The organism is Alteromonas sp. BL110, from assembly GCF_003443615.1.
In the GTDB taxonomy this organism is placed as follows: Bacteria; Pseudomonadota; Gammaproteobacteria; order Enterobacterales; family Alteromonadaceae; genus Alteromonas.
In genome coordinates, this window is record NZ_CP031967.1 from 2,454,795 (window position 1) to 2,476,791 (window position 21,997).

Sequence of the window (21,997 nt, forward strand, 5' to 3'; positions counted from 1 at the left end):
AATATTCAGTATTTTGTGAACAGTAACGCTTCGTAAAGCCCTGTTTTTTTTATCATAAATAAGACAAGCTCGTGCAGCACCAAAACAACAAGGAAATAGAGCGTGGATAACACCAACAATCAACCCATGACAAAACCTTCCCATTACGATGGCGATTTATGGAACCAAGATTTGGCGCCCACCAGTGAGGCAACAAGAACCTGGAGATGGAAGGACTATGCGGCATTATGGGTGGCTATGGTGGTATGTGTACCCACTTATTTGCTATCTGCTGGGCTAGTATCTGAAGGCATGAATTGGTATCAGGCAGTGATCACCGTGCTGTTGGGTAACGTTATCGTGCTAGTGCCAATGATGTTAATTGGTCACGCCGGGGCTAAATACGGCTTACCTTTTCCCGTATTGCTACGTAGCGCGTTTGGCACTAAGGGAGCGAAAATTCCCGCTCTGGCCCGCGGTCTTGTAGCCTGCGGGTGGTTTGGCATTAATACCTGGGTTGGCGGCAGCGCGATATACGTTATTTTAAATAGCGTGAGCGGCGATGCTTTTGTGGGGCAGGCGCTGCCATTTTTAGGTATCGATATTACCCAAACCCTGTGTTTCTTTGCCTTTTGGGCAATGCACTTGGTTTTTATTAAGCACGGTACTGAATCTATTCGTTGGCTTGAAACTTTTGCTGCACCATTTTTGATCTTAATGGGCTTAGCGCTCCTTGCTTGGGCATATATAAACGCAGGTGGATTTGGCGCCATGTTATCAACGCCGTCTCAATTTGTAGAAGGAGGCGCTAAGGAGGGGCAGTTTTGGTCTGCGTTTTTCGCTGGCCTTACATCTATGGTGGGCTTTTGGGCAACCATGGCGTTGAATATTCCCGATTTCACTCGCTTCGCTAAATCACAAAAAGATCAGATGCTAGGGCAAGCTATTGGCTTACCTTTACCAATGGCTTTGTTTGCTTTCATAGGTGTAGCGGTTACCTCAGCAACGGTAACCATTTACGGTGAAGCCATTTGGGACCCAGTGGCGCTTGCTGGGCGTATGGGTGGCATGGGCGTGGTCTTTGCTCTCGCGGCATTAGCACTCGCTACTTTAACTACAAATTTAGCCGCTAATATGGTCGCCCCAGCGTATGGCTTTTCGAACATGGCGCCTTCAAAAATTAGCTTCAAAATGGGGGGATATATCACCGCGGGAATTGGTGTTGCTATTTTCCCTTGGAAGCTACTTGAAACCGCGGGAGGCTATTTGTTTACGTGGCTCACGGGATATTCTGCGCTGCTTGGCCCTATTGCAGGTATTTTAATTGCCGACTATTTCATTTTAAGAAAATCGACGTTAAACATTGATGCGCTGTTTCAACACTCAGGTGAATACGGTGTGAATAACGGTTGGAACATGGCTGGCGTGACAGCGCTTATCATTGGTATCTTGCCTAACATTCCTGGATTTATGCACGCCGCAGGGTTTGTGGACAGCGTACCCGCCATTTTCGATACGCTTTACGCCTATGCGTGGTTCGTGGGGCTAATTATCGCCAGTATTGTTTACCTAACGCTGTCCAACAGAGTACCAGCTACCATGCAGGCAAAAAGCGCCTCTTAAAAATGGGGGGCAGAAAACTTTTCTGCGAAGTAAACTAATGGGGTCAGAGTACTTTTCTACGAAATGTACTCTGACCCCAAAGCTTTTCTTACAGGGTTATTTTCGCTTCATGTTTTCAAAAAGTGAAGGCTCCCATGGCCGCATCGCCATAAGTAACCCCACATGTTGGCGCTCTTCTATTGGTAAGTCGTTATCTTCGCTACTAAGTTTAGCTGCTTCTTGCCTAAGCTGCTCAAGACGACGTTGAATAATAGAAACCGAGGTTTGTGAATAGCGCCCTCGTAAGTAAAAGCGAAACATCCATGGTTCGTTTTTCTTTGGGTCCATGAACTTCACCATGACTTCTCTTTCCATGAACTTTTCCAGCGGCCCGCCAGGGATCCACCTAAAGTCTTGGGCAATAAGCAGCTTATAATGGTTGTTCGGCAACAGTTCTATTAGCTTAAGCCTATCAAGGGTTGTCATTAGCTTAATGCCTTCTACTTCATCAATATCATAATGTTCGATGAGTTCTGAAAAGCGCCAACCGTCTCTTACGCATACCGCGGCAAGCAATAACTTTGGGTTAGAAAGCAACTCCATTTCTTGCTGTTCAGACAGCTGTGAAATCTTTTCCTGCTGTCTTTGTGAAAGACTAAATAAATCGCTTAAAGACAAATGTAAGCATTCGCAAACCTGCTCTAACTTATCAAGGCTGAACGCCTGCAACGAAAAGTTACGCTTCACGCTTGCTTCGCTTACATTGAGCATTCCTGCAAGCTGCTTATAAGTAAGTCGTTTTTCCCGTAAGCATTGCTTTAAGGTGTCGTACACAAGGCTAATTTGGCTCATGGTATTAATTTTTTATACTGGTGGTGTAAATTAATACTACATTAATCATTTTGGTTTACGAAATTTATTCTTGGCTCTAGTGTAGAAAGTGTTCAGACACATCTTGTCTTAACAAACTAGGAGCAAGTGATATGAAAAATACACGTTCAACATTGATGTTAACTGCACTATTAAGTAGTGCGCTTCTTACCCATTCTGCAATGGCAGATGATTCTTTTGACCATAGCGGCAAAGCCAGTAAACACAGCGCGTTAGCCGCATCTGAAGGTTTAGCAACAACAGCTTCGGTAGCGAGTGCGGTGGTGGCAGTACCTGTGGTATTGACCGGGAGCGTGGTTGTTGCCGGAAGCGCGGTGGTAGAAAGTACCGTGAATGAAAGTGCTCGCAACCTTCATCGAGCCAGTCATCAATCTTCAGTGGCGCACAACCAGCCTTTGGTGATAACCGAAACTATTATTACTGCCGACCCAGCCCCGAACCAAGTGGTTACTACTAAAACGAAAGTGATCACTACGACAACTAACACTAAGCGGTAGGTTAGACATGAGAGCCTACATAACTTCAATCGGGTTAGTCATTGTATTATTAATGTCTGGTATCCATGACGTGTACGCGGGAAGCCAGCAGCATGGTAAGCCCACCTTTACGCCAGAAGCGATTGCGACATTTTCAAAAGATGTAGAAAAGTATGCGGCAAGTGAAGGGGCCCGGGCGTTTATCATTGCAAGACGTGGCAGACCTATTGAAGATATGCCGAAAGGCATTCGCTTTACCCATACCGCCGTTGCTATTTACTCAACGATTCAGTTAAGCGATGGCAATATGGTAAAAGGCTATGCCATACACAATTTATATCAAGATGCTGAAGAGCAAGGCAGAAGTCATTTGATTACCGACTATCCTGTAGATTTCTTCTGGGGGGCGTACGCCCTTGAGGCAGGAATAATTATTCCTTCAGTAGAAGTACAGCAAGCGTTAGTGAATCTATATCGCGATGACAAAGCTAAACTGCTTCACAATGCTCGATATTCAGTGGTGGCAAACCCATTTAATAGTGAACGCCAAAACTGCACGGAATACACCCTTGATGTATTAAATGCGGCAATTTACTCAACCACTGATATTGCGCAGCTGAAGGTAAATGCGAAAGCCCATTTTTCGCCGCAAAAAGTAAATATGAGCCGCGCTAAACTTGGCTTAGCGAGTATGTTCAGCGATGGCGTAACCCTGTCAGATCACGGTCGCAAGGTAGAAACCACCACTTTCGGTAGCCTTGCCCGCTATATGCAAAAGTACGATTTATCAAACAAGGCCGTTACGTTTACCCGCACGGGTCAAATAGAGAATATTTAGGAGTTTTACTATGCAAAATATTAATAAACCCACTAAAGCGTTTCGAATCGCGTCACTAGCAGCATTAATTGTAGGCGTAGGTGCGTATTTCATAGGTTTGTACAATGCGCCTATGGCCTTAAACGAAAAAGGTTATTACTTCACCATTATGCTATTTGGCTTATTTTCAGTGGTAAGCCTGCAAAAAACGGTACGCGATAAAATGGAAGGTGTACCTACAACCAAGGCATATTTTTTAGCTTCAGCAGTAGCTACTGGGTCAGCCATAGTATTGCTAGTTATTGGATTGCTGAACGCCGAACTCTTATTAAGCGAAAAAGGCTTTTTCGGAATGGCGTTTACTTTAAGCTTATTTGCCGCCATTACGGTTCAAAAGAACGTTCGTGATAGCCAAGCTCATAGCGAGCCTAGTAGCGTCGAACCTAAACCAGAAACTAACGTTTCACAACCTGAAACAACCACTAAAGTAAAAGCCGCATAAAAGTAACGGGGTCAGAGTACATTTCACCAAAGTCAGACGACTCCTACCAGCAAATTAATGTACTCTGACCCCCCTAAGTTTTGGGGGCAGAGTACAACTCGCCAACGTTAGACGACCTCTGCCATCAAATTAATGTACTCTGACCCCATTTTTTCGTATTGTGTATCAATTGTTTAGCTTCTTAGCTGCTTTTTATCTTCAACGCATCAGGGATGAAATATGCGTAAACCCGTCAAATACAGAATTGCTTTTTTAATCGTTGCTGCGGTTTGTTTTTATGTAGGCACATGGTTTTTACCTAGTACCTTGCCAGACATTACGCTTAACTTAAGTAACATCATTTCAGAGCCAAGCTGGCGCAATACGGTATTGGTATCCTTATTTTATTTCCTTGTGCTGCCGTTGTTGTATTACTTCTGGGTAATCCGTATTGGCGAACAGGCCCTTTGGAAAGTGCTGCTAATATTTTCCCTAAGTAGTTTGATAGCTCGCTATAACTACCCAGAACAGCTTTCGCACTATTTTGCGTTTATTAGCTACCTAAAATACCCCATCATTGTTGTATTGATGGTTATCGAAGTAGTGCTATTAGTCACTATCGTAAAAGCACTTTGGGGCGCACGTAAACTAAGTGGCGACCCGCGTATTCATATGCTTGAAAAATATGAAAAATATGAAAAAGATGAAGCACCGAAAAAAGGTAGCAAAGAGGCTAAGCAGCTTGAGCTTGCTTTAATGTTGGCCCATGAACCGGCAAGTTGGTATTACGCCATACCTAGCTTCAGTAAAAAACATGTGAAAAGCGCAGTGCACCTCAAGTTACTTTCTGGTAAGTGGTGGCATTTACTGGGCGTACTCATTGTTTTAAGTATCACAACCTATGCATCGTACGTATTGCTATCGGAATTTAGTGAAACTATTGCCATCGTGGTGGCTACTTTGGTGTTCTATCTAGTGATCATGTTTGTCGCAAACTACCGGGTGAGCAAAAACTACAGTTGCTTTGTTTGGCAGGACAAGGTTGTAGTGAATAACTCTTGGTGGGGAATGGTTGTAATTCCAAAAGCGAATATAGAAAGCATGGAAGTTGGCGAGTGGAGTAGAAGTTTAACCAAAGAGGATTTTCACTTTGGAAGGGGCGTCGCTAACGTCAAGCTTACCTTCAATAAACCCCAACCATATTATTCTGGTATGGCTTTATTAAATGAAAATATATCAACGTTATATTTAAGCGTTGATAACCCTTCGTTGCTACACAGGGAACTTGAAGTCATCGATTAGCCTTTCAGAGCACAGCATGAGATATGAGCCTACAACGGTGTCAGCAAACGTCGCTGCCGGTGATGGCTTGCAAAAGGTTTGGTTCCTAAGGGCCGAATAAAAATTGTAAATGTCAAAATACCTACGTTTATCTGGTAAACAACAAAAAATATTAGGGTCAGAGTACATTTCCTCAAAAAGTACTCTGACCCCCAATCTCTGTCGAGCCGTAAGGCAAAGATGGAACCTCAGGCAGAAAGTGATACTCCTACCTTATGTCGAATTGATTCGATTACAGAGCTTGCGTATTCTCGACGTACTTAATGAATTAACTGCTGAAGGTAATAAACGCTGTGTGTGAACTTTTAGGCATGAGTGCGAACACTCCTACTGATCTATGTTTTAGTTTTACCGGGCTAACTCGCCGCGGTGGTGAAACAGGGCCGCATAAAGACGGATGGGGCGTTGCTTTTTATGAAGGGAAAGGCGTGCGAATGTTTCACGACCCTGAGCCTTGCGCCACGTCACCTATCGCCGACTTCGTTTCTAGACTTCCTATCAAAAGTAAAAACGCCATTTGCCACATACGTCAAGCTAACGTAGGTAATATCAACTTAGCCAACACCCATCCCTTTACCCGTGAGTTGTGGGGAAGGTATTGGGTGTTTGCGCATAACGGGCAGCTTCCTAATTTCTCACGTCGAGCAGGTATTTATGAGGCTGTAGGGGATACGGACAGCGAAGAGCTTTTCTGCGACATCATGAACAATGTTAGACAGAATTTGCCACGCGACGCCATGCCCGAACAGTTAGCTGAAACGCTAGTTTCACTTGCGAAGGAGTACGCTCAGCAAGGTGTATTCAATTGCTTGCTGAGTAACGGTGACTGGCTGTTTACATTTTGCAGTACCAAGCTAGCCAGCATTACCCGTAGAGCGCCTTTTGGCCCGGCTTGTTTAAGTGATGTCGAAGTAGAAATAGATTTCGCGGCTGAAACCACACCAAAGGATGTGGTGAGTATTATCGCTACAGAGCCGCTAACTAACGATGAGCAGTGGGATATTTACGAGCGAGGCGAATGGAAGCTTTGGCAAGAAGGGGAAGTCATTGCTTCGGGTAAAGTGGATGTACCCGAACACAAAAAAGAAGCCGAGATGGTAGCGCCCGATCCGTCGCTTCATGAGTAATTACGAATTGTGGGGTCAGAGTAACTTTTATGGCCCGACCTCAAATTGCTCTGCGCTTAGTTGTTAAGCCTGCTCGATAATGTACTCTGACCCCAAAACTCGTGTTAGCTAACATTAATAATGTACTCTGACCCCAATTTCTACCGTAATACTTGGCTGATGGTTTGTTTTACTGCTTGGTAGCGGGCTGGTAGAGCGCTGTGGCGTGTTTGAACAGTGTATAAGGGCTCTGTTACCTCGTTTTTCGCTTTGTAAACAGTAAGCTTGTCGGCAAATGACACAAATTCTAGCGTGCTGGTGGGCAGCACGGTGTAACCTAACCCTTCGCTTACTGGCAGCAGAATTTGCGAAAGCTGGTTAATGTAGCCGGCATGAGGCAGCTTATTTGGATTAACCTTGGCCAATTCAAGTTCTCCGCAATCGTTAAAGTAGCGCTGTAAGTAGTGCATGGCATCAGGATGGTTAATAAGTCCCAACCGATTGATGACATCTTTTAATACACTAGTTTCAACCGTATCAGGCAGGCTACGCGGTAGAATAAGCCCTAACGCTTCTTCGCCTAAGTACTCGCTGTGTATATCTTCACTCTCTGGCTGGTTAGTTACAATGCCAAGCTCAAGTGTATTGTTCGCTATGCCTGATAGGATTGTGCGTCGGGGAGCGACTTCGACATGAATGTTCAGCGCGTCATGCTGCTTTTGCAACGCTAACAGAGCAGGGTAAATACGCTGAGCGATAGCACCTGAGCAGGCTACTACACACTCTCCTTCGAACGGGGCGTCAAACTTTAAGCTGGCAATAAAGTTTTGCTCCGTAGCCTGCTGATTTTTAGCGTAGTGATACACCCGCTGACCTTGCTCCGTAAGCTGAATACCCTTGCCTAAGCGAACAACGAGTTTACACTGACATGCCTCTTCTAACTTTTTCAGATGCTGACTTACCCCGGGCTGCGTCATAAATCGCTGCTCAGCGGTACGAGTGAAATTTCCTGTTTCTACTAAAGTAACGAAGGTGTCTAGCCAAATAGGGTTAATCATCTGGGTATAATTTAGATTTATCAAATTTAGAAAATATCATAATTTTAAGTTTGTTCGTTGTCTAGCTACTATGTATCCATGTTCACTTAAGCGCTATTTTCGATTAGTTATCTTGTTGGAGTTATGGGTGGTTTTTAAAGGCGAAAACGCTATTTAACCAAACACAGAAATAGACACCGAATTAGCCGCTTAAGCCATTTTGACAACTTGCACTACCAAGGAGTAAGTGATGACTGAAGCAGTAAAAACACCGTATCCGCGTACGTTTTCTCATATCGGAATTTCTGTGCCCGATTTAGAAGCCGCCGTGAAGTTTTACACCGAAGTACTCGGCTGGTATTTAATTATGAAGCCAACCGAAATTGTTGAAGACGATTCGGCCATTGGTGAAATGTGTACCGACGTATTCGGTGCAGGTTGGGGTAAATTTCGTATTGCGCACCTTTCAACAGGTGATCGCGTAGGCGTTGAAATTTTCGAGTTTAGTAACCAAGAGAACCCTGAAAACAACTTCGAGTATTGGAAAACCGGTATCTTCCATTTCTGTGTTCAAGACCCAGACGTAGAAGGTTTAGCTGAAAAGATTGTGGCCGCTGGCGGTAAAAAACGTATGAAGGCACCGCGCTACTACTACCCGGGTGAAAAACCATATCGTATGATTTATATGGAAGACCCGTTTGGTAACATTCTTGAAATTTATAGCCACAGCTATGAGTTGCACTATGCAAGCGGCGCTTACGAGTAAGCGTTAGTTAATATCGCTTTTTAGGCATTGCGTTAAGCAAGTGCATAGCAAGCTTTAAATAAGCGAAAGGCGAGGGCGAAACAAGCAAAATCTTGTTTAACGCACCTCGCCTTTTTTGTTCTTTACTTGCTGATAAAACGCGAGATTTTATCCAAATTGACCGGATACATAAGGGTTGGATACCTTTTCTGTGGCTACCGTTGTAGTGGGGCCATGTCCAGGATAAATCGTCATATCATCAGGTAGCACCATAATTTTTTGCTTAATAGAGTCGATAAGCTGCTGATGATTTCCCTGTGGAAAGTCGGTTCTGCCAATTGAGCCTGCAAATATCACATCGCCGACAATAACCCGATTGCTCGCACGCTCTACCAACACTACGTGCCCAGGAGTATGGCCGGGGCAATGTAATACTTCTAAGGTTAAATTGCCCACTGAAATGGTGTCATTGTCATTCAACCACTCATTAGGAGTAAAAGGCTGCGCGGGTGGAAAGCCAAACATCTGGCTTTGCTGCATGAGGGCATCTAGCCAGAATTTATCACCGATATGCGGACCAATAATGGGCACACCATAGTGCTCGGCAATGGCGACCGTGCCGCCAACGTGGTCAAGGTGACCGTGAGTAAGTATGATTTTTTCTATACTCACGCCCTTCTTTGACGCTGCATCAATAAGCTTTTCAATATCACCGCCAGGGTCGACAAACGCACCTTTGTTAGTAGTTGGATCCCAAACTAACGAGCAGTTTTGGGCAAAGGGCGTAACCGGTATAACTTGAATTTCCACTGTTTAACCTTTTGATTTTTTGTTGCTTGGGGCTAAATGAAAAAGCGCAAAATAGAGCAGTGCGCCAACCACTAATTCCCCTAATAAAAATAGCCATGCGTTCGTTGACGATTGTGCAATAGACCATGCGCAAACCGCTAGTGCGACAAAGGGTATCAAACGTTTTAACGGGTTTATAGCGTTAGCGGACGAGCTTGTAGTAAGGTCAGAGTTTCGGCCATGTTCATTAGATAGCGACGAGCTTTGCGAAGAGCCCACCTGTGAAGAACTTCCATGAGAAAAAGCCTTTTGCGCTTTTATTAACACCACTACACACATTGCATATACTGTTAGCCGCGCCAGCACGCTTGAAATCGCCAGCCATACAAAACTGCCGCTAAGTGCCATCGCGCCGGCGAATAATCCAAGTACCAGTATGGATGAAGAGGGCGTAGCAAACTTGCTATGAACCTTACCTAGTATCTCGCCAAGCTTTCCGGGAATAAGAGACTGTCGTGCCATAGAAAACGTAAGCCGAGAGGTAGATATCATGTTCGCCAATAAGTTCCCGGCTACCGATACCACGGCGGTTAACGTCATTACAAGCGCTCCAGTTTCTCCAAATATCTTATTGGCAAGGGCAATAAGCGGTGCGCTATCCGGCTTAGTAGGCCCTACGGTGTGCCAATAAAGCCACTGCACACAAAAGTAAAATATGGCGATACCTGAAACCGTAAGCATCAACGCCCGAGGAATAGTCTTTTTCGGTGAATTAGTCTCACCGCTCGTCACCACTACCGTCTCAAAACCAATAAAAGCGTAAAGCGTAAGTAAGGCACCCGCAGATATGGTGTCGAAGGCAGGGATGGTGGTAGCGGAAGAGACGGTAGAAAAGTCTACTTGCCAATATCCTGTAACAATAAGCGCCACAAAAGGCACGAGTTTTAGCACGGAAATAGTATCAAGCGAACGCATGGCAGCCTTTAGACCAACAATGTTCACTACAATTAACGCTGTTGTCAGCCCTATAATCGCAAACGATTTTCCTGCGCCTGCATTAAGTTCGGGCCACATATAACCTGCGTACAGCAATAACACATGCATGTTGGCAGCTATCGCCGTAGCTCTAGCCAAATAATACACAAACCCCGTTTGAAATGCGGCTGCATTGCCAAAGCCTTTTTGGGCATAAATTACTGGCCCGCCAGTCTCTTGATAGCGCACGGCTAACTGTCCAAAACACCAGACAATAGCTAGCATAAGTGCGCCAAAGATCAAAAAGATGTAGGGGCTGAAAGCACCAAGCGCGGCGGCCATTTTAGCGGGCAGTGCAAAAATGCCTGCCCCAATAAGGCCATTTAATACCAAAAGGGCAGCGCCTATGCCGCCAATCCCTTTGGTTAAGAGGCTTTTGTTTTCGCTACTCATTTAGAGAAAACTTCTTCTCCAGCCACATAGGTGGCGTGAACTTCGGTTTTCCAAATGTCTTTGGCGTCTATACTGAAAATATCTTGGTCTACCAAAATGAAATCAGCCCACTTTCCTGGTGTTAATGTGCCTAAAGTATCTTCCATATGCCCCGCATAAGCAGCATCTAACGTGAAGCCTTTGAAGGCTTGTTCAACGGTTAAGGCTTCGTGGGCATACCAGCCTTTTACCGGTTGATTGTTTCTGTCTTGGCGCGTAACCGCAGCGTGAAGACCGTAAAATGGGTTAGCAAGCTCTACTGGGAAATCTGAACCTAAGGGCAAAGCTATGCCCGAATCAAGTAAGGTTTTCCATGCGTAGGCGCCTTTCATTCTGTCTTTGCCAATACGGTCTTCGGCCATATTTTTATCGCTGGTGGCGTGTGTTGGCTGCATAGAAGGAAGTACTTTTAGCGACGCAAAACGGGCTAGGTCATCAGGGGCAATTACTTGCGCGTGTTCTATACGGTTGCGCAACTCACTGCCGCCTATATTTTTAAAGGTAGTTTCAAATTCGTTTAGCGCTACATGATTCGCTTTATCGCCGATAGCGTGATAGTTAAGCTGGAAACCCGCACCTATTACGGTGGTGAAAAGTTGGGTCATATCTTCTGGTTGAGTTAAAAGCAATCCATGTTGATGGGGCGCATCTGAATAAGGCTCAAGCAATGCTGCGCCGCGACTACCTAATGCACCATCGCCATAGGCCTTCACTGAACGAATATACAAAAAGTCGTCTTCATCCCGAATTGTACCGTTACTTAACATGGTTGAAAGTTCAGGATCAGTCGCGCTTACCATTGCATAAATACGTACAGGCAGGTCACCCTCTACCGCTTCTTTTACATAGAAGTCGTAAACGTCTCTTCCTACGCCAGCATCGTGCATTGACGTAATACCATTTGCTAGTAAGTGCTCACCTGCGGCATTTAATTGCTGCTCGTATATCGCGTTACTGGCTTTCGGTAAGTGCTCTTCAATTAGTAGTGATGCGTTATCGATGAATACACCAGTAGGGTTGCCGTCGGCGTCTTTAATAATTTCACCGCCAACAGGTGACTGGGTGTCTTTTGTAATGCCAGCTAGCTCCATAGCTTTTGTATTAACCCATGCCGCGTGACCGTCAACTCGAGTAAGCATTACCGGTTTATCAGACACAACATTGTCTAAATCAGCAGCGGTCGGGAAGGCTCTATCAGACCACAACTCTTGGTTCCAGCCGCGCCCGGTAATCCAAGTTTGCTGACCATTTGCAAAGGCGTATTCGGCAACCATTTTAGCTGCGTCTTGGGCACTTGTACTTTCTCGCAAGTTTACTTCTAGTAGGTTTGCCCCTAGGCCAAGAAGGTGACCGTGAGCATCGATAAGACCGGGGAGCATGACTTTACCTTCGCCGTCTATGGTGTCATCAACAGAGGTTTTTCCTTTATCTACGTTTAGTGCAACTACCTTACCTTCGTCCAACAGAAGATTTTTAAAAGTAGTGAGCTCACCCTTTTCATTTAAAGTGTAGCCTTTTACGTTCTCAACCAGGGTGGCTGCCTCAACTTTAAGCGCAGTGGTCATGGCGGCCAGTGTTGCCGCTGTGGCAAATGTCGCTGTTAGTAATTTTGAAAGCGAATGCTTTTTAAATGTCAGCGTAGACAATGTAGAGTTCATAGTGAGTTTCTGCCTGTTTGTTTTTCTATTCTTAGTATTAAGTCGTTCGATTCGCTTAAATTCACTTTAAAGCATAACAGTGATATAGCACTGTTCTAAGCCTAAGCGTCTTTAAGTTCTTCTAATTCGTCAGCGTCTTCAAAGTCTAGGATAGGCGGCTGCAATAAAAAGTCTCTTTCCCAAATTTTTGCCATATTAGCTTGGCTAATGTTGCCGCCACTTATTATCACCAATGCGGTTTGTCCTTTCGGTGTGTTTGCCGCCCAAGCTGCTACAGCCGCCATGGTCATGGCGCACGTTGGCTCAATATGAAGCTTTAGTAAATGGTGCAACCATTGGGTCCAATAGGCAATTTGTAGCTCGTCTACTTCATAAAAATCGTCAAGCTCTTGTAGTATAGGAAAAGTAACGTCGCCGACAGAAGGTGTGGCTGCGCCGTCAGCTAAGGTATTAGGCGTATGTTGCAAAGATACTATCTCTCCCGCCTGTAGCGACATAGATGCGTCGTTTGCTTCGGCGGGTTCTGCGCCTATAACTAGCGCATTGGGCTGTAATTCACGGGTTGCTAATAACGTACCAGATAGCAGGCCGCCACCGCCGCAAGGTGCAAAAACGGCGTCCACATCACCTACTTCATTTAACGCTTCTAATGCCACTGTGCCTTGCCCCGCCACAATATCTTTATGATTAAACGGCGGTATCCACACAGTGTCTGGTGCTTTTGATGCTTGCTCAACCGCTGCGTCGGCCTCTGGTCGAGTAGGGTATAACTTTAATTCTGCGCCATAGCTTTGTGTTGCCGCAGCTTTAATGGGCGATATGGTTTCACTTGCATAAATAGTAGCGCTACAACCGAAATGTGCGGCTGCATAAGCTACAGCTTGAGCGTGGTTTCCAGAGCTATTGGCAACAACATGTTTTGGTAAGCGACCTTCCTCTTTCAAACGTGCTAAAAAATTCATTGCGCCGCGAATTTTGAATGCTCCGATGGTTTGTAAGCATTCTGCTTTAAACAAAATGCGGTTGCCCATCCATTCATTTAACAGAGAAGATTCAACAATGGGTGTTTTTTTAACATCGCTCTTTATGCGCGCATAAGCGTGTTTTATATCGTCGAAACTGGGGGGAGTGCTCATTAAATACCGCTCTTTTAAATATGTTTTTTTAACACGCAAAGGCTTCGTACCTTCATGTATTAAAGATAAAAACTATACAGTGCCAGATACGCTTCGATTACGCTAGAGCCTATTCCATCAAGTGTATAAGGTAATTCATATTTATTTCATAATTCTACTTTAGTCTATCTGAGCACGTTTTTAGAGGTAGGCACATGTTAAACAAACTTAATCGTCGTATTTATGCGCTACCTACAGTTTTATTTGTCTTCCTTGCGCTACTCTTTATATCTGCGGGCGTTTTTATTCAAAACGACGAACGCACTGCTCGTATTTCCAAGGCCCAGTCGGTAGCCGAGCAGGTAAAAATAAGCCTAGAGGTTTTCTCTAGCGAACGCATTCAAGCACTGCATAACCTTATGCAAAACTGGCCTACCTTTGAACCTAACCAAGTCGATTGGTTTAATGCGCAAGCCCTCTCTTTAATGGGCATGCAAAAGGGGTTTTCTTCACTGGTATTTATTGATGCTAACAGTGAGATAGCGTGGGTCGCGACTCCCTCAAAGGGTATAAAAACCCGCCTAGACAACAGCTTAATTGGCAAGCCGATGGAAGCATTAGGCTTAAACATATCCCGGTTTTCAGAGGGCTTACAAAGTACACTTTTGTATTCAGACAATGCTGAACATCATTTTATTGTGGTGGGCAGAGCTATTAGCCCCCAAGAGCCTAAACATGGGTTTCTAGTCGCGGGCTTTGATGTACAAACTATTTTAGGCGTGATGTTAGGCGAGCTAGTAGGGCCGCAGTTTAACTTTCAGCTTCAGGGTGACAACAAAGTATTGTTCCAAAGCGGTGAGCTATTGAACGATGGCTCCATAGTCAAGCTTGAGCCATTCACCTTCTTAGAGCGAGAGTTTTTTCTTACAATGCAGTCTCAACTCAGTCCCTACAATACTGGCTGGCTGATCATAATGATTGGCCTATTGATGTCAGCACTGGTGAGTTACGTTTTGCACAAACAGCTTAAGGGGGCAGTTAACTTATCGATAAGCCATCAGCGCTATTTAACTGCCAGTGAAGCATCGCTTGACGCTCTACTTATTTATCAGCCTACAGACGATGACTTTTCGCTTGTGGAAGCAAATTCATACAGCCGATATTTATTCCGTGGGGCCTGTGACGCATTGCGCTTTATGAGTTTGGCAGAGCAAACCCGTTATTTAGGTATGCAAGATCAATTTGAAAGCGCAAAGAATGTGGCTGCTAATGGAGTACCTTATGAGGCTCGTATCGCGGTAGGCAGCGATAAGATTGTACCTGAATGGATTAAAATACAGGTGGTCAAAGCGGGCGAAAACATAGCAATTACGATAAGAGATGTTACCGAACGTTTTCGCGCTCAGCGTGACCTAAAGCAGAGTGAAGAAAAATACCGCCGTTTGGTTGACGGTATGCAGCGCCATTTTGTGTACACCAAAACTGTCGACCATAACTTTATTTATGTAAGTGCGGGCATTGAAAAGATCCTTGGCTTTACGGCGGATGACTTTTGCAAAAATGAATCTCGCTATGTACGTCAAGTGCCAGACGAGCTGTTTGATATACAACAAACTATAGTTCGTGGTGAAAAGCCCGAACCTTATGTTGTGTGGTATCAGGGCCGAACAGGCGAGCCGTTAGCTATAGAGTTCTCTGACACGCCGATAAACGATGACCAAGGTTTATTAGTCGCTGTAGAGGGCATAGCCAGGGACGTTACTAAAGAGCTGGCATTACAGGAAGAAGTGTACTTTCAAGCAAATCATGACCAGCTGACAGGATTATTTAACCGCTATGCGTTTGATGAAAAATTAAGGGAGATACTCGAAGACACCCACAATCAGAGCAAGCAGCAAGGCGGTAGTAAGTGTTCAACCAAAGCTGGCGTTAAAAGTGTGTCAAATATCAATATGCCTCGTGCTTACCATCAGAAAAGCGTGATGTGTTTTATCGACATGGATCGATTTAAATTGGTAAACGACAGCTGTGGTCATCCGGCTGGTGATAAGCTACTAAAAGAAATTTCTACCATATTTCGACAATACGTAAACGGGCAAGACTTGCTCGCCCGGATAGGTGGTGACGAGTTCTGCATTATATTTCGCAATCAAAGTTTGGATAAGGTAACAAAGCGTCTAGATAAACTCTTATTGTCGATTTCAAATTATCGATTTGTTTATGACGACAAATTGTTCTTTGTAGGCGCAAGCATTGGCGTTATTGAAATAAATGAAACAACGCAAAGCGCGGAGGCTCTAATCAAAGCCGCTGACAATGCGTGTTATAAGGCCAAGCACTTGGGGCGAAACCGTTACTTTGTGTTTCATGATAATGACACACAAATGGCTATTGATGATAGTGAAAACCAGGTATTGCATGCTTTACATCACGCGTTACAAAACAACGGCTTCGAGTTGTATAGCCAAGCTATTATGCCGTTAAACGTGCTGAACGATGAGAGAGCTACGCCGCTGCAGCATTACGAGATTCTTTTGAGACTTAACGGGCGAGAGGGCGGACTTATAAGCCCAGGGCTTTTTATCCCGTTGGCAGAACGCCACGGTTTAATGAACAAAGTGGATATGTGGGTTGTGGATAACACTCTTAAAACCCTTGAAAGTAACCCTGCTCATATTGATAACGTTGGTAAAGTCGCGATTAATTTATCGGGTATTACATTGGGTGATGAAATGGCGCTGCATAAGATTGCTAAGCGTATGCAAAGTACTTCTGTACCTGCTGAGAAAATTTGTTTTGAGATTACAGAAACAACAGCGGTAACTAACCTAAGCGCTGCAAAACATTTTATATCTACGCTGCGCGATTTAGGGTGTAGCTTTGCTTTAGATGACTTCGGCGCAGGTATGTCATCATTCACCTACCTTAAAAACCTTGACGTTGATTACGTTAAGATTGATGGCTCCTTCGTGCGAAATATCGTTCACGATCCTATCGATCATGCTACAGTAACAGCGATAAATAATATTGCGCACAGCATGGGGAAGCAGACCGTCGCTGAGTTTGTAGTCGACATTGCAACGGCTGATGTTCTGAAAAACCTTAAAGTAGATTTCGGACAAGGCTTTGCTTTAGATAAACCCAAACCGCTGGCGCATAGAGTTCAATGGCGAGTTAAACTTGCCTCTGCCTAAAAGGAAATGTCATGGGTTTATTTGATACCATCATGGGTAATGCAAGCGAGACGAGCGCTTCAGACGTACAAGAAGAGCTTACGCCTATACTCGCTGCTAACGAGACCGTTACCTCTGCGTTTAAGCTAGTGCGCGATTTAAGCGTATTTACTAACAAGCGCCTAATTCTAATTGATAAGCAAGGCCTTACCGGGCGCAAAGTGAACTATCACTCAATACCTTACAAATCTATTACGCAGTTTATCGTTGAGACAGCAGGACATTTTGATACTGACGCCGAGCTTAAAATTTGGCTGTCGGGTAAAGCCGACCCCGTTGAAATTGAACTAAGTGCATCATCTGCTCAGGCGGTACAGCAGAACTTAGCAACGCAAATGTTTAGCTAGTTTCTGCATTTGTAATATTTGATTGGCGTTTTGAAAGCAAGTGAAGAAAGTCTAATCACCCTACAAGTGTAGAAAGCGCTACAACGCAAATATGTACAAAATAAGCGCTATTTAAACTGATAAACAAAAAAAGCGATGCCTTCATAAGCATCGCTTTTTTCTTTTCACTACTTTCTAGGGCTTGTTGAGCTTAGATGTACAGTAAAGATCAACAGGCCCCAGGCTCTAAACATATTAGTCTTTCAAGTTACGGTTAAAGAAGTTAGTAATCGTTTTATATAAGTGAATGCCCGTTTGCTTGCCACGGATGCTGTGCTTCTTGCCTGGGTAATCCATAGTTTCAAATGGAATTGCCAAGTCTTGAAGGTGCTTGTATAGCATGGTCGAGTGCGTAAACAGTACGTTGTCATCTGCCATGCCGTGGTAAATCAAAAGGTCGCCTTTTAAGTCTTTTGCGTAAGGGAATACTGAAGATGCCGTGTAAGCATCGTTATCTGTATTTGGGTTGCCCATATAGCGCTCGGTGTAATGAGTATCATACAAACGCCAGTCAGTTACCGGTGCACCTGACACTCCCGCTGCAAAATAATCGCCCGCTTTAAACATAGTCATAAGCGTCATGTAGCCGCCATAGCTGTGGCCGTGCACACCAATGCGCTCGGCGTCAACATAAGGAAGGGTACGTAAGAATTCTACGCCTGCCACCTGATCCTCTACTTCGATAAAGCCCATTTTTTTGTAAATAGGATCTTCAAAACCTTTACCGCGATAGTTAGAGCCACGATTATCTAACGTGAATACTACGTAACCTTGGTCAACCCAGTGTTGGAAAAGCAAACCACGGTTACCCGCCCAGCTGTTTGTTACCACTTGTGCGTGCGGGCCGCCGTAAAGGTAAACAATAACAGGGTGCTTCTGTTTAGGGTTTTGCTTGGCACTGTCAGGCGTGTAAATGCGATACTTAAGGGTTGCGCCATCCTTGGTGGTGATGTCACCAAATTCAGGTGCCGTCCAGCTGTCTATATAAGCATGTAGCGGGTGGCCTTCTTCAACTTTGTTTTCTTCAAGCCAGGTAATTCGCTCGCCGCTTGCACTGTTTAAGCTTACCTGTGCGGGTGAATTAATAGTCGAGAAACGGTCGATAAAAATAGAGGCATCTTTGCTAAACGCAGCGCTGTGATAAGCACCTAATTCAGTTACGCGTGAGATATCACCGCCATCTAAAGGTACGCTGTAAACATGGCTTTCTAGTGGTGTGTCTTTGCGACCAGAGAAATATAAGCGGTTGTTAGCTGTATCAATAGCTTCAACGCTGTCGACTACCCAATCACCTTTGGTTAATTGCTTAACCAGCTTGCCGCTGTTGTCGAATAGGTAAAGATGTTTGAAACCGTCGCGCTCAGAAGCCCAGACAAATTGGCCTTTTTCTTTCAGGAAGTAAAGGTCGTCATGCAGGTTTACCCACGTGTTGCTTGTTTCTGTAAGCAATACGTTTTCTTTTTTACTACTAAGATCGAACGCGCGAAGCTCTAAGGTTTGTTGATCCCGCGTTTGCCATTGATAGGTAAATGTGGTGCTGCCTGGCATCCACTTACCACGAGCAAAATAAATATCTTTATCTTTACCTAAATCAACCCAAGTGCGCTCGCCAGAGTTGATGTCTTGAATAGCAAGCTCTACCAATACGTTTGGTGTGCCCGCTTTAGGGTACTTTTGTTCGATAAGCTTGATGTCGTCAGCATAAATTTCAGAGCGAGTAATTACATCTACCGGGCTCTCATCAACCTTGGTAAAGGCAATTTTACTTTCATCTGGCGACCACCAGTATCCAGTCATGCGGCCCATTTCTTCTTGGGCTACAAACTCGGCCATACCAAATTTTATGTTGCCACCACCTTCTTTCGTAATCGCGGTTTCTTTACCAGACTCAATGTGTTTCACATAAAGGTTCTGGTCGCGGATAAACGAGATATAGTTACCTTTTGGTGATAGTTTAATATCAGTTTCAAAAGCTTCAGTATCTAAAAGTTGCTTCGCCCCTTTTTCGCCTAGCTTGTGATAGAAAACATCGCCACCTAATGGGAAAAGTAAAGCTTTACCGTCGTCTGACCACTGGTAGCTAACAATACCGCTGCCAGATAGGCGCATACGCTCCCGTCGCGCTTTTTCTTCATCAGACAGTACTTCTTCGCCGCTTTGTAAGTCGTTTGAGTCGAAAAGCATGCGAGTTTGGCCACTTTCAATATGGTATTCCCATAAATCTAGGCGCTCGTAGTCAGTTTGCTTACCTTTTAAGAAGGTAACACGTTGGCCGTCGGGGGATACTTTTAATGAACGTGGCGCATTACCATCTAATGAGGGAGAAGAGAAAATACGCTCAATAGTGAGCGTTTCAGCGTTTAAAGCAGTAGAGAGCATAGCGGCTCCAATTAAAAGGGCTTTTTTCATTTTTATCTGCATATTTGACTGTCGAAGGTTTGATTGTAGTTATATCAATTTATGATACAAGGTGCGACGTATGAAATCCGCAATGGTGCTAGGAGCGACAGGTTTAGTAGGACGAACGCTTGTAAATATGCTGTTACAGGACAGACGATACAATGAAGTAACCTGCTTAGTTAGAAAGCCACTTTCCTCCAGCATGTTTAACGACCCCCACAATAGGCTAAAGCCCGTGGTTATCGACTTTGACAATCTCCAAGATTACCAAGGTTATTTTAGTGTAAACCATGTGTACTGTTGCCTGGGGACTACGCTTAAAAAGGCGGGGTCTAAACAAGCTTTTCGCCGTGTTGACTTCGAGTATGTTCACGTTGCTGCGCAGCTTACTCGTGCGCAACGAGCAGACAGCTTTGTATGGATATCTTCAGTAGGCGCTGATGCTAAAAGCAGTAACTTTTATTTGCGAGTGAAAGGCGAACTAGAAAACGCGATTATGCGAATGCCACAGTTGCCCCATGCCTCAGCAGTGCGCCCTTCGTTGCTACTGGGCGCACGCGATGAATCAAGGACGCTGGAAGATATAGCGCAGAAAACCGCGCCTATTTGGCAAAGCATAATGAAAGGGCCATTAAAGAAATATCGTCCCGTCCATGCCGTGGATGTGGCCAGAAATATGATGTCGCTGCAGCGTTGGCAATAAGTAAAGACAATATCGCAAACAATATATGTCACCAGCTTAACGTGAAGCGCAAACCGACTTGGTATAGAATGCGCGCCTTTCAACGCGCCAGATAATATGACGTTCCTATGTTTCGCTGTAAACAATTCACCGTAGAGCAAGATAAATGCGCCATGAAAGTAAATACCGACAGCCTAATTTTAGGGAGTTGGGCTACGCTTGGTGCAGGGAGTAGACATGCTCCACGTATTTTAGATATTGGTACCGGCAGTGGCATTTTAGCCCTAATGATGGCGCAAAAAGCTGAAGGCTTTTATCCGCTAAGCTGCAGTGGTCTTGAGCTAGATTGCCATGGTACAGATAGTTCAAGTGCGGGCAGCACTGAGAAAGAGCATAGAGAGCAAGAAAGCACAAACAGCTTTGTTTCATCAAGGGAAGGGCTGTTAAGTAATAACAATAGTGCAGCTCGAGTCGATGCTTTCAAAATCGATGCCATCGAAATTGATAAGGATGCAGCCGCACAGGCTGCTATTAACTTTGTAAATTCAAAGTGGGCGGGGCAGCTACATATCCACAACTGCGATGTGGCGGGGTTTGAACCAGCCTATTTGTATGACACCATCATTTCCAACCCGCCGTATTTCGAATCGCCAACGAAACTTTCTAATGCATACAGTAAGCAAAGCTACAATCGTTCAGTAGCAAGACAAACATCTACATTAAGCCCCGACGAGCTTTTCAACGCTAGCAGCGCATTATTGATAGAAAATGGACAATTGTACTGCGTTTACCCTGCGTCGATGGAAGCTGACATTATCAAAACCGCCGCTGGCCATGGCTTATTTTTGGAAGCGATGCTTTATGTAAAGCATACATCGGGTAAAGACCCATACCTTTGTGCGTTTCGCTTTAACAAAGTAATGAAGAATGCTAACTACGGGCAGTTGGATTTTGCTGAGTATTTAGATCGCCAGCTTTCCAGTGCAAAAGTTACGAATGAAACAGAGCTGATTATTAGAGACCGCGAAGGTAATTACACAAGTGAATACAAAGCCCTTTGTCAGCCTTTTTACCTTAAATTTTAATGAGCTTATATAAATGAACATAGTTGCAGAAGGTTTTGGCGCAATAGCCGTTGTTTTAAACTTTATTGGGTATCGCCAAACTAATGTAGACAAATATTTGCTTATTTCAGCGTTTGCTTTAAGTGCGTTAAGTGCCCATTTCTTTATGTTGGACGCGATGGCTGCTGGCATTGGTACACTGCTCGCAAGCGTGCGTAACTTTATTGCTATTAAACACAGAAGCAATGCTATTTTGTTTTTTTTCGTGGCGTTGAATCTAGGTTTTCTGGCTTATGAATGGTTTGTGTTAGAGCACAGCTGGATAATTTTCATTGCCTATGCATCGTCACTTATTTTCACTGTGGGTTCTCTGGTTATTCGAAACACGCATACCATCAGAAAGGTGTTTCTTGCAGCTGAAACACTAGGGCTACTATACGCTTTATCAGTTGGCAGTATTTTCGGCACCATCTTTAATATAAGTAACCTAATGAGTATTTTAAGTAAGCTTAGAAAGCCTTAATACTATTTTTACCGCACCTATCTAATCAATTAGTCTAATTTGGCCTTCAGTTAGCTCGAAATTTAAGCTGTTTCGAGCCTTGGATACGTCTTTTGGCACTTCTCCAAACGGTCAAGTATTGTCCTTTTAAATCGCTCTATGCCTCATTTTTAAAGGCTTATACCAAAGTTTAATGAGCTAAAGTCCAATTTTCTTTTGCGTATGT

General features: G+C 44.3%; 19 protein-coding genes. 12 read left to right on the plus strand and 7 right to left on the minus strand.

The window, feature by feature from the left end:
* Positions 1-102: 102 nt before the first annotated feature.
* Positions 103-1,602, plus strand: a complete 1,500-nt coding sequence (locus D1814_RS10645) for an NCS1 family nucleobase:cation symporter-1 (protein WP_118492071.1) — start codon at positions 103-105, stop codon at positions 1,600-1,602.
* A 96-nt stretch (positions 1,603-1,698) separates the two neighbouring features.
* Here the strand turns inward: D1814_RS10645 and D1814_RS10650 are convergent, their stop codons facing one another.
* Positions 1,699-2,433, minus strand: coding sequence for a helix-turn-helix domain-containing protein (locus D1814_RS10650; RefSeq protein ID WP_118492073.1), 735 nt, complete (start codon positions 2,431-2,433; stop codon positions 1,699-1,701).
* Positions 2,434-2,564: 131 nt separating this feature from the next.
* Between D1814_RS10650 and D1814_RS10655 the strand changes: the two genes are divergently transcribed.
* From D1814_RS10655 to D1814_RS10675, 5 genes are all read left to right on the plus strand, one after another.
* Positions 2,565-2,969 (plus strand): hypothetical protein, encoded by a 405-nt coding sequence (locus tag D1814_RS10655; RefSeq protein WP_118492075.1) that lies wholly within the window; start codon positions 2,565-2,567, stop codon positions 2,967-2,969.
* A 52-nt stretch (positions 2,970-3,021) separates the two neighbouring features.
* On the plus strand, positions 3,022-3,786 hold the full coding sequence (locus D1814_RS10660; protein ID WP_409049181.1) for a DUF2145 domain-containing protein: 765 nt from the start codon (positions 3,022-3,024) through the stop codon (positions 3,784-3,786).
* A 10-nt stretch (positions 3,787-3,796) separates the two neighbouring features.
* Positions 3,797-4,267, plus strand: coding sequence for an inner membrane protein YiaA (gene yiaA / locus D1814_RS10665; protein ID WP_118492079.1), 471 nt, complete (start codon positions 3,797-3,799; stop codon positions 4,265-4,267).
* 219 nt (positions 4,268-4,486) lie between these two features.
* The gene (locus D1814_RS10670) at positions 4,487-5,548 is read left to right on the plus strand and encodes a hypothetical protein (RefSeq protein WP_118492081.1); all 1,062 of its coding nucleotides are present in this window, start codon (positions 4,487-4,489) and stop codon (positions 5,546-5,548) included.
* Positions 5,549-5,880: 332 nt separating this feature from the next.
* Positions 5,881-6,714: a class II glutamine amidotransferase gene (locus D1814_RS10675; RefSeq protein WP_118492083.1), complete on the plus strand. Its 834-nt coding sequence runs from the start codon at positions 5,881-5,883 to the stop codon at positions 6,712-6,714.
* A 140-nt stretch (positions 6,715-6,854) separates the two neighbouring features.
* Here D1814_RS10675 and D1814_RS10680 read toward each other — a convergent pair whose 3' ends face one another.
* Positions 6,855-7,751, minus strand: a complete 897-nt coding sequence (locus D1814_RS10680; RefSeq protein ID WP_118492085.1) for a LysR family transcriptional regulator — start codon at positions 7,749-7,751, stop codon at positions 6,855-6,857.
* A 229-nt stretch (positions 7,752-7,980) separates the two neighbouring features.
* On the opposite strand from D1814_RS10680, the gene D1814_RS10685 reads away from it, so the two are divergent.
* The gene (locus D1814_RS10685) at positions 7,981-8,496 is read left to right on the plus strand and encodes a lactoylglutathione lyase family protein (protein ID WP_015068113.1); all 516 of its coding nucleotides are present in this window, start codon (positions 7,981-7,983) and stop codon (positions 8,494-8,496) included.
* Positions 8,497-8,643: 147 nt separating this feature from the next.
* Here the strand turns inward: D1814_RS10685 and D1814_RS10690 are convergent, their stop codons facing one another.
* The 4 genes from D1814_RS10690 to D1814_RS10705 all read right to left on the minus strand — a co-directional run bounded on the left by D1814_RS10690 (position 8,644) and on the right by D1814_RS10705 (position 13,525).
* The gene (locus D1814_RS10690; protein ID WP_118492088.1) at positions 8,644-9,285 is read right to left on the minus strand and encodes an MBL fold metallo-hydrolase; all 642 of its coding nucleotides are present in this window, start codon (positions 9,283-9,285) and stop codon (positions 8,644-8,646) included.
* Between the two features lie 3 nt (positions 9,286-9,288).
* The gene (locus tag D1814_RS10695) at positions 9,289-10,692 is read right to left on the minus strand and encodes an APC family permease (RefSeq protein ID WP_118492091.1); all 1,404 of its coding nucleotides are present in this window, start codon (positions 10,690-10,692) and stop codon (positions 9,289-9,291) included.
* Positions 10,689-12,389 carry an amidohydrolase gene (locus D1814_RS10700; RefSeq protein ID WP_118492093.1) on the minus strand — a complete coding sequence of 567 codons (1,701 nt, stop codon included), beginning with the start codon at positions 12,387-12,389 and terminating at the stop codon, positions 10,689-10,691. The genes D1814_RS10695 and D1814_RS10700 overlap by 4 nt, the downstream gene beginning before the upstream one ends.
* A gap of 101 nt (positions 12,390-12,490) precedes the next feature.
* Entirely contained in the window at positions 12,491-13,525 is a 1,035-nt protein-coding gene (locus tag D1814_RS10705) for a serine/threonine dehydratase (protein WP_118492095.1), read from the minus strand.
* A gap of 194 nt (positions 13,526-13,719) precedes the next feature.
* On the opposite strand from D1814_RS10705, the gene D1814_RS10710 reads away from it, so the two are divergent.
* Together D1814_RS10710 and D1814_RS10715 are read left to right on the plus strand one after the other, a co-directional pair.
* A complete protein-coding gene (locus D1814_RS10710; protein ID WP_118492097.1) occupies positions 13,720-16,698 on the plus strand; it encodes a bifunctional diguanylate cyclase/phosphodiesterase in 2,979 nt (992 codons plus the stop codon).
* Between the two features lie 11 nt (positions 16,699-16,709).
* Complete coding sequence (locus D1814_RS10715; protein ID WP_118492099.1) at positions 16,710-17,084, plus strand: PH domain-containing protein; 375 nt, start codon at positions 16,710-16,712, stop codon at positions 17,082-17,084.
* Positions 17,085-17,318: 234 nt separating this feature from the next.
* Here D1814_RS10715 and D1814_RS10720 read toward each other — a convergent pair whose 3' ends face one another.
* Entirely contained in the window at positions 17,319-19,532 is a 2,214-nt protein-coding gene (locus D1814_RS10720) for a S9 family peptidase (protein ID WP_118492101.1), read from the minus strand.
* Positions 19,533-19,602: 70 nt separating this feature from the next.
* Here D1814_RS10720 and D1814_RS10725 point away from each other — a divergent pair, with 70 nt between their 5' ends.
* From D1814_RS10725 to D1814_RS10735, 3 genes are all read left to right on the plus strand, one after another.
* Entirely contained in the window at positions 19,603-20,226 is a 624-nt protein-coding gene (locus D1814_RS10725; RefSeq protein ID WP_118492103.1) for an NAD(P)H-binding protein, read from the plus strand.
* Between the two features lie 107 nt (positions 20,227-20,333).
* A complete protein-coding gene (locus D1814_RS10730; protein ID WP_269747662.1) occupies positions 20,334-21,290 on the plus strand; it encodes a tRNA1(Val) (adenine(37)-N6)-methyltransferase in 957 nt (318 codons plus the stop codon).
* Positions 21,291-21,303: 13 nt separating this feature from the next.
* Positions 21,304-21,792, plus strand: coding sequence for a YgjV family protein (locus D1814_RS10735; protein ID WP_118492105.1), 489 nt, complete (start codon positions 21,304-21,306; stop codon positions 21,790-21,792).
* Positions 21,793-21,997 lie beyond the last annotated feature (205 nt).

Bases quoted from the DNA above. Each gene is read 5' to 3' on its own strand.
- D1814_RS10680 (WP_118492085.1), bottom strand. From the start codon at position 7,751: ATGATTAACCCTATTTGGCTAGACACCTTCGTTACTTTAGTAGAAACA.
- D1814_RS10650 (WP_118492073.1), bottom strand. From the start codon at position 2,433: ATGAGCCAAATTAGCCTTGTGTACGACACCTTAAAGCAATGCTTACGG.
- D1814_RS10735 (WP_118492105.1), top strand. From the start codon at position 21,304: ATGAACATAGTTGCAGAAGGTTTTGGCGCAATAGCCGTTGTTTTAAAC.
- D1814_RS10670 (WP_118492081.1), top strand. From the start codon at position 4,487: ATGCGTAAACCCGTCAAATACAGAATTGCTTTTTTAATCGTTGCTGCG.
- D1814_RS10730 (WP_269747662.1), top strand. From the start codon at position 20,334: ATGTTTCGCTGTAAACAATTCACCGTAGAGCAAGATAAATGCGCCATG.
- D1814_RS10685 (WP_015068113.1), top strand. From the start codon at position 7,981: ATGACTGAAGCAGTAAAAACACCGTATCCGCGTACGTTTTCTCATATC.
- D1814_RS10720 (WP_118492101.1), bottom strand. From the start codon at position 19,532: ATGAAAAAAGCCCTTTTAATTGGAGCCGCTATGCTCTCTACTGCTTTA.
- D1814_RS10725 (WP_118492103.1), top strand. From the start codon at position 19,603: ATGAAATCCGCAATGGTGCTAGGAGCGACAGGTTTAGTAGGACGAACG.
- D1814_RS10705 (WP_118492095.1), bottom strand. From the start codon at position 13,525: ATGAGCACTCCCCCCAGTTTCGACGATATAAAACACGCTTATGCGCGC.
- D1814_RS10695 (WP_118492091.1), bottom strand. From the start codon at position 10,692: ATGAGTAGCGAAAACAAAAGCCTCTTAACCAAAGGGATTGGCGGCATA.
- yiaA (WP_118492079.1), top strand. From the start codon at position 3,797: ATGCAAAATATTAATAAACCCACTAAAGCGTTTCGAATCGCGTCACTA.
- D1814_RS10710 (WP_118492097.1), top strand. From the start codon at position 13,720: ATGTTAAACAAACTTAATCGTCGTATTTATGCGCTACCTACAGTTTTA.
- D1814_RS10660 (WP_409049181.1), top strand. From the start codon at position 3,022: ATGTCTGGTATCCATGACGTGTACGCGGGAAGCCAGCAGCATGGTAAG.
- D1814_RS10715 (WP_118492099.1), top strand. From the start codon at position 16,710: ATGGGTTTATTTGATACCATCATGGGTAATGCAAGCGAGACGAGCGCT.
- D1814_RS10655 (WP_118492075.1), top strand. From the start codon at position 2,565: ATGAAAAATACACGTTCAACATTGATGTTAACTGCACTATTAAGTAGT.
- D1814_RS10700 (WP_118492093.1), bottom strand. From the start codon at position 12,389: ATGAACTCTACATTGTCTACGCTGACATTTAAAAAGCATTCGCTTTCA.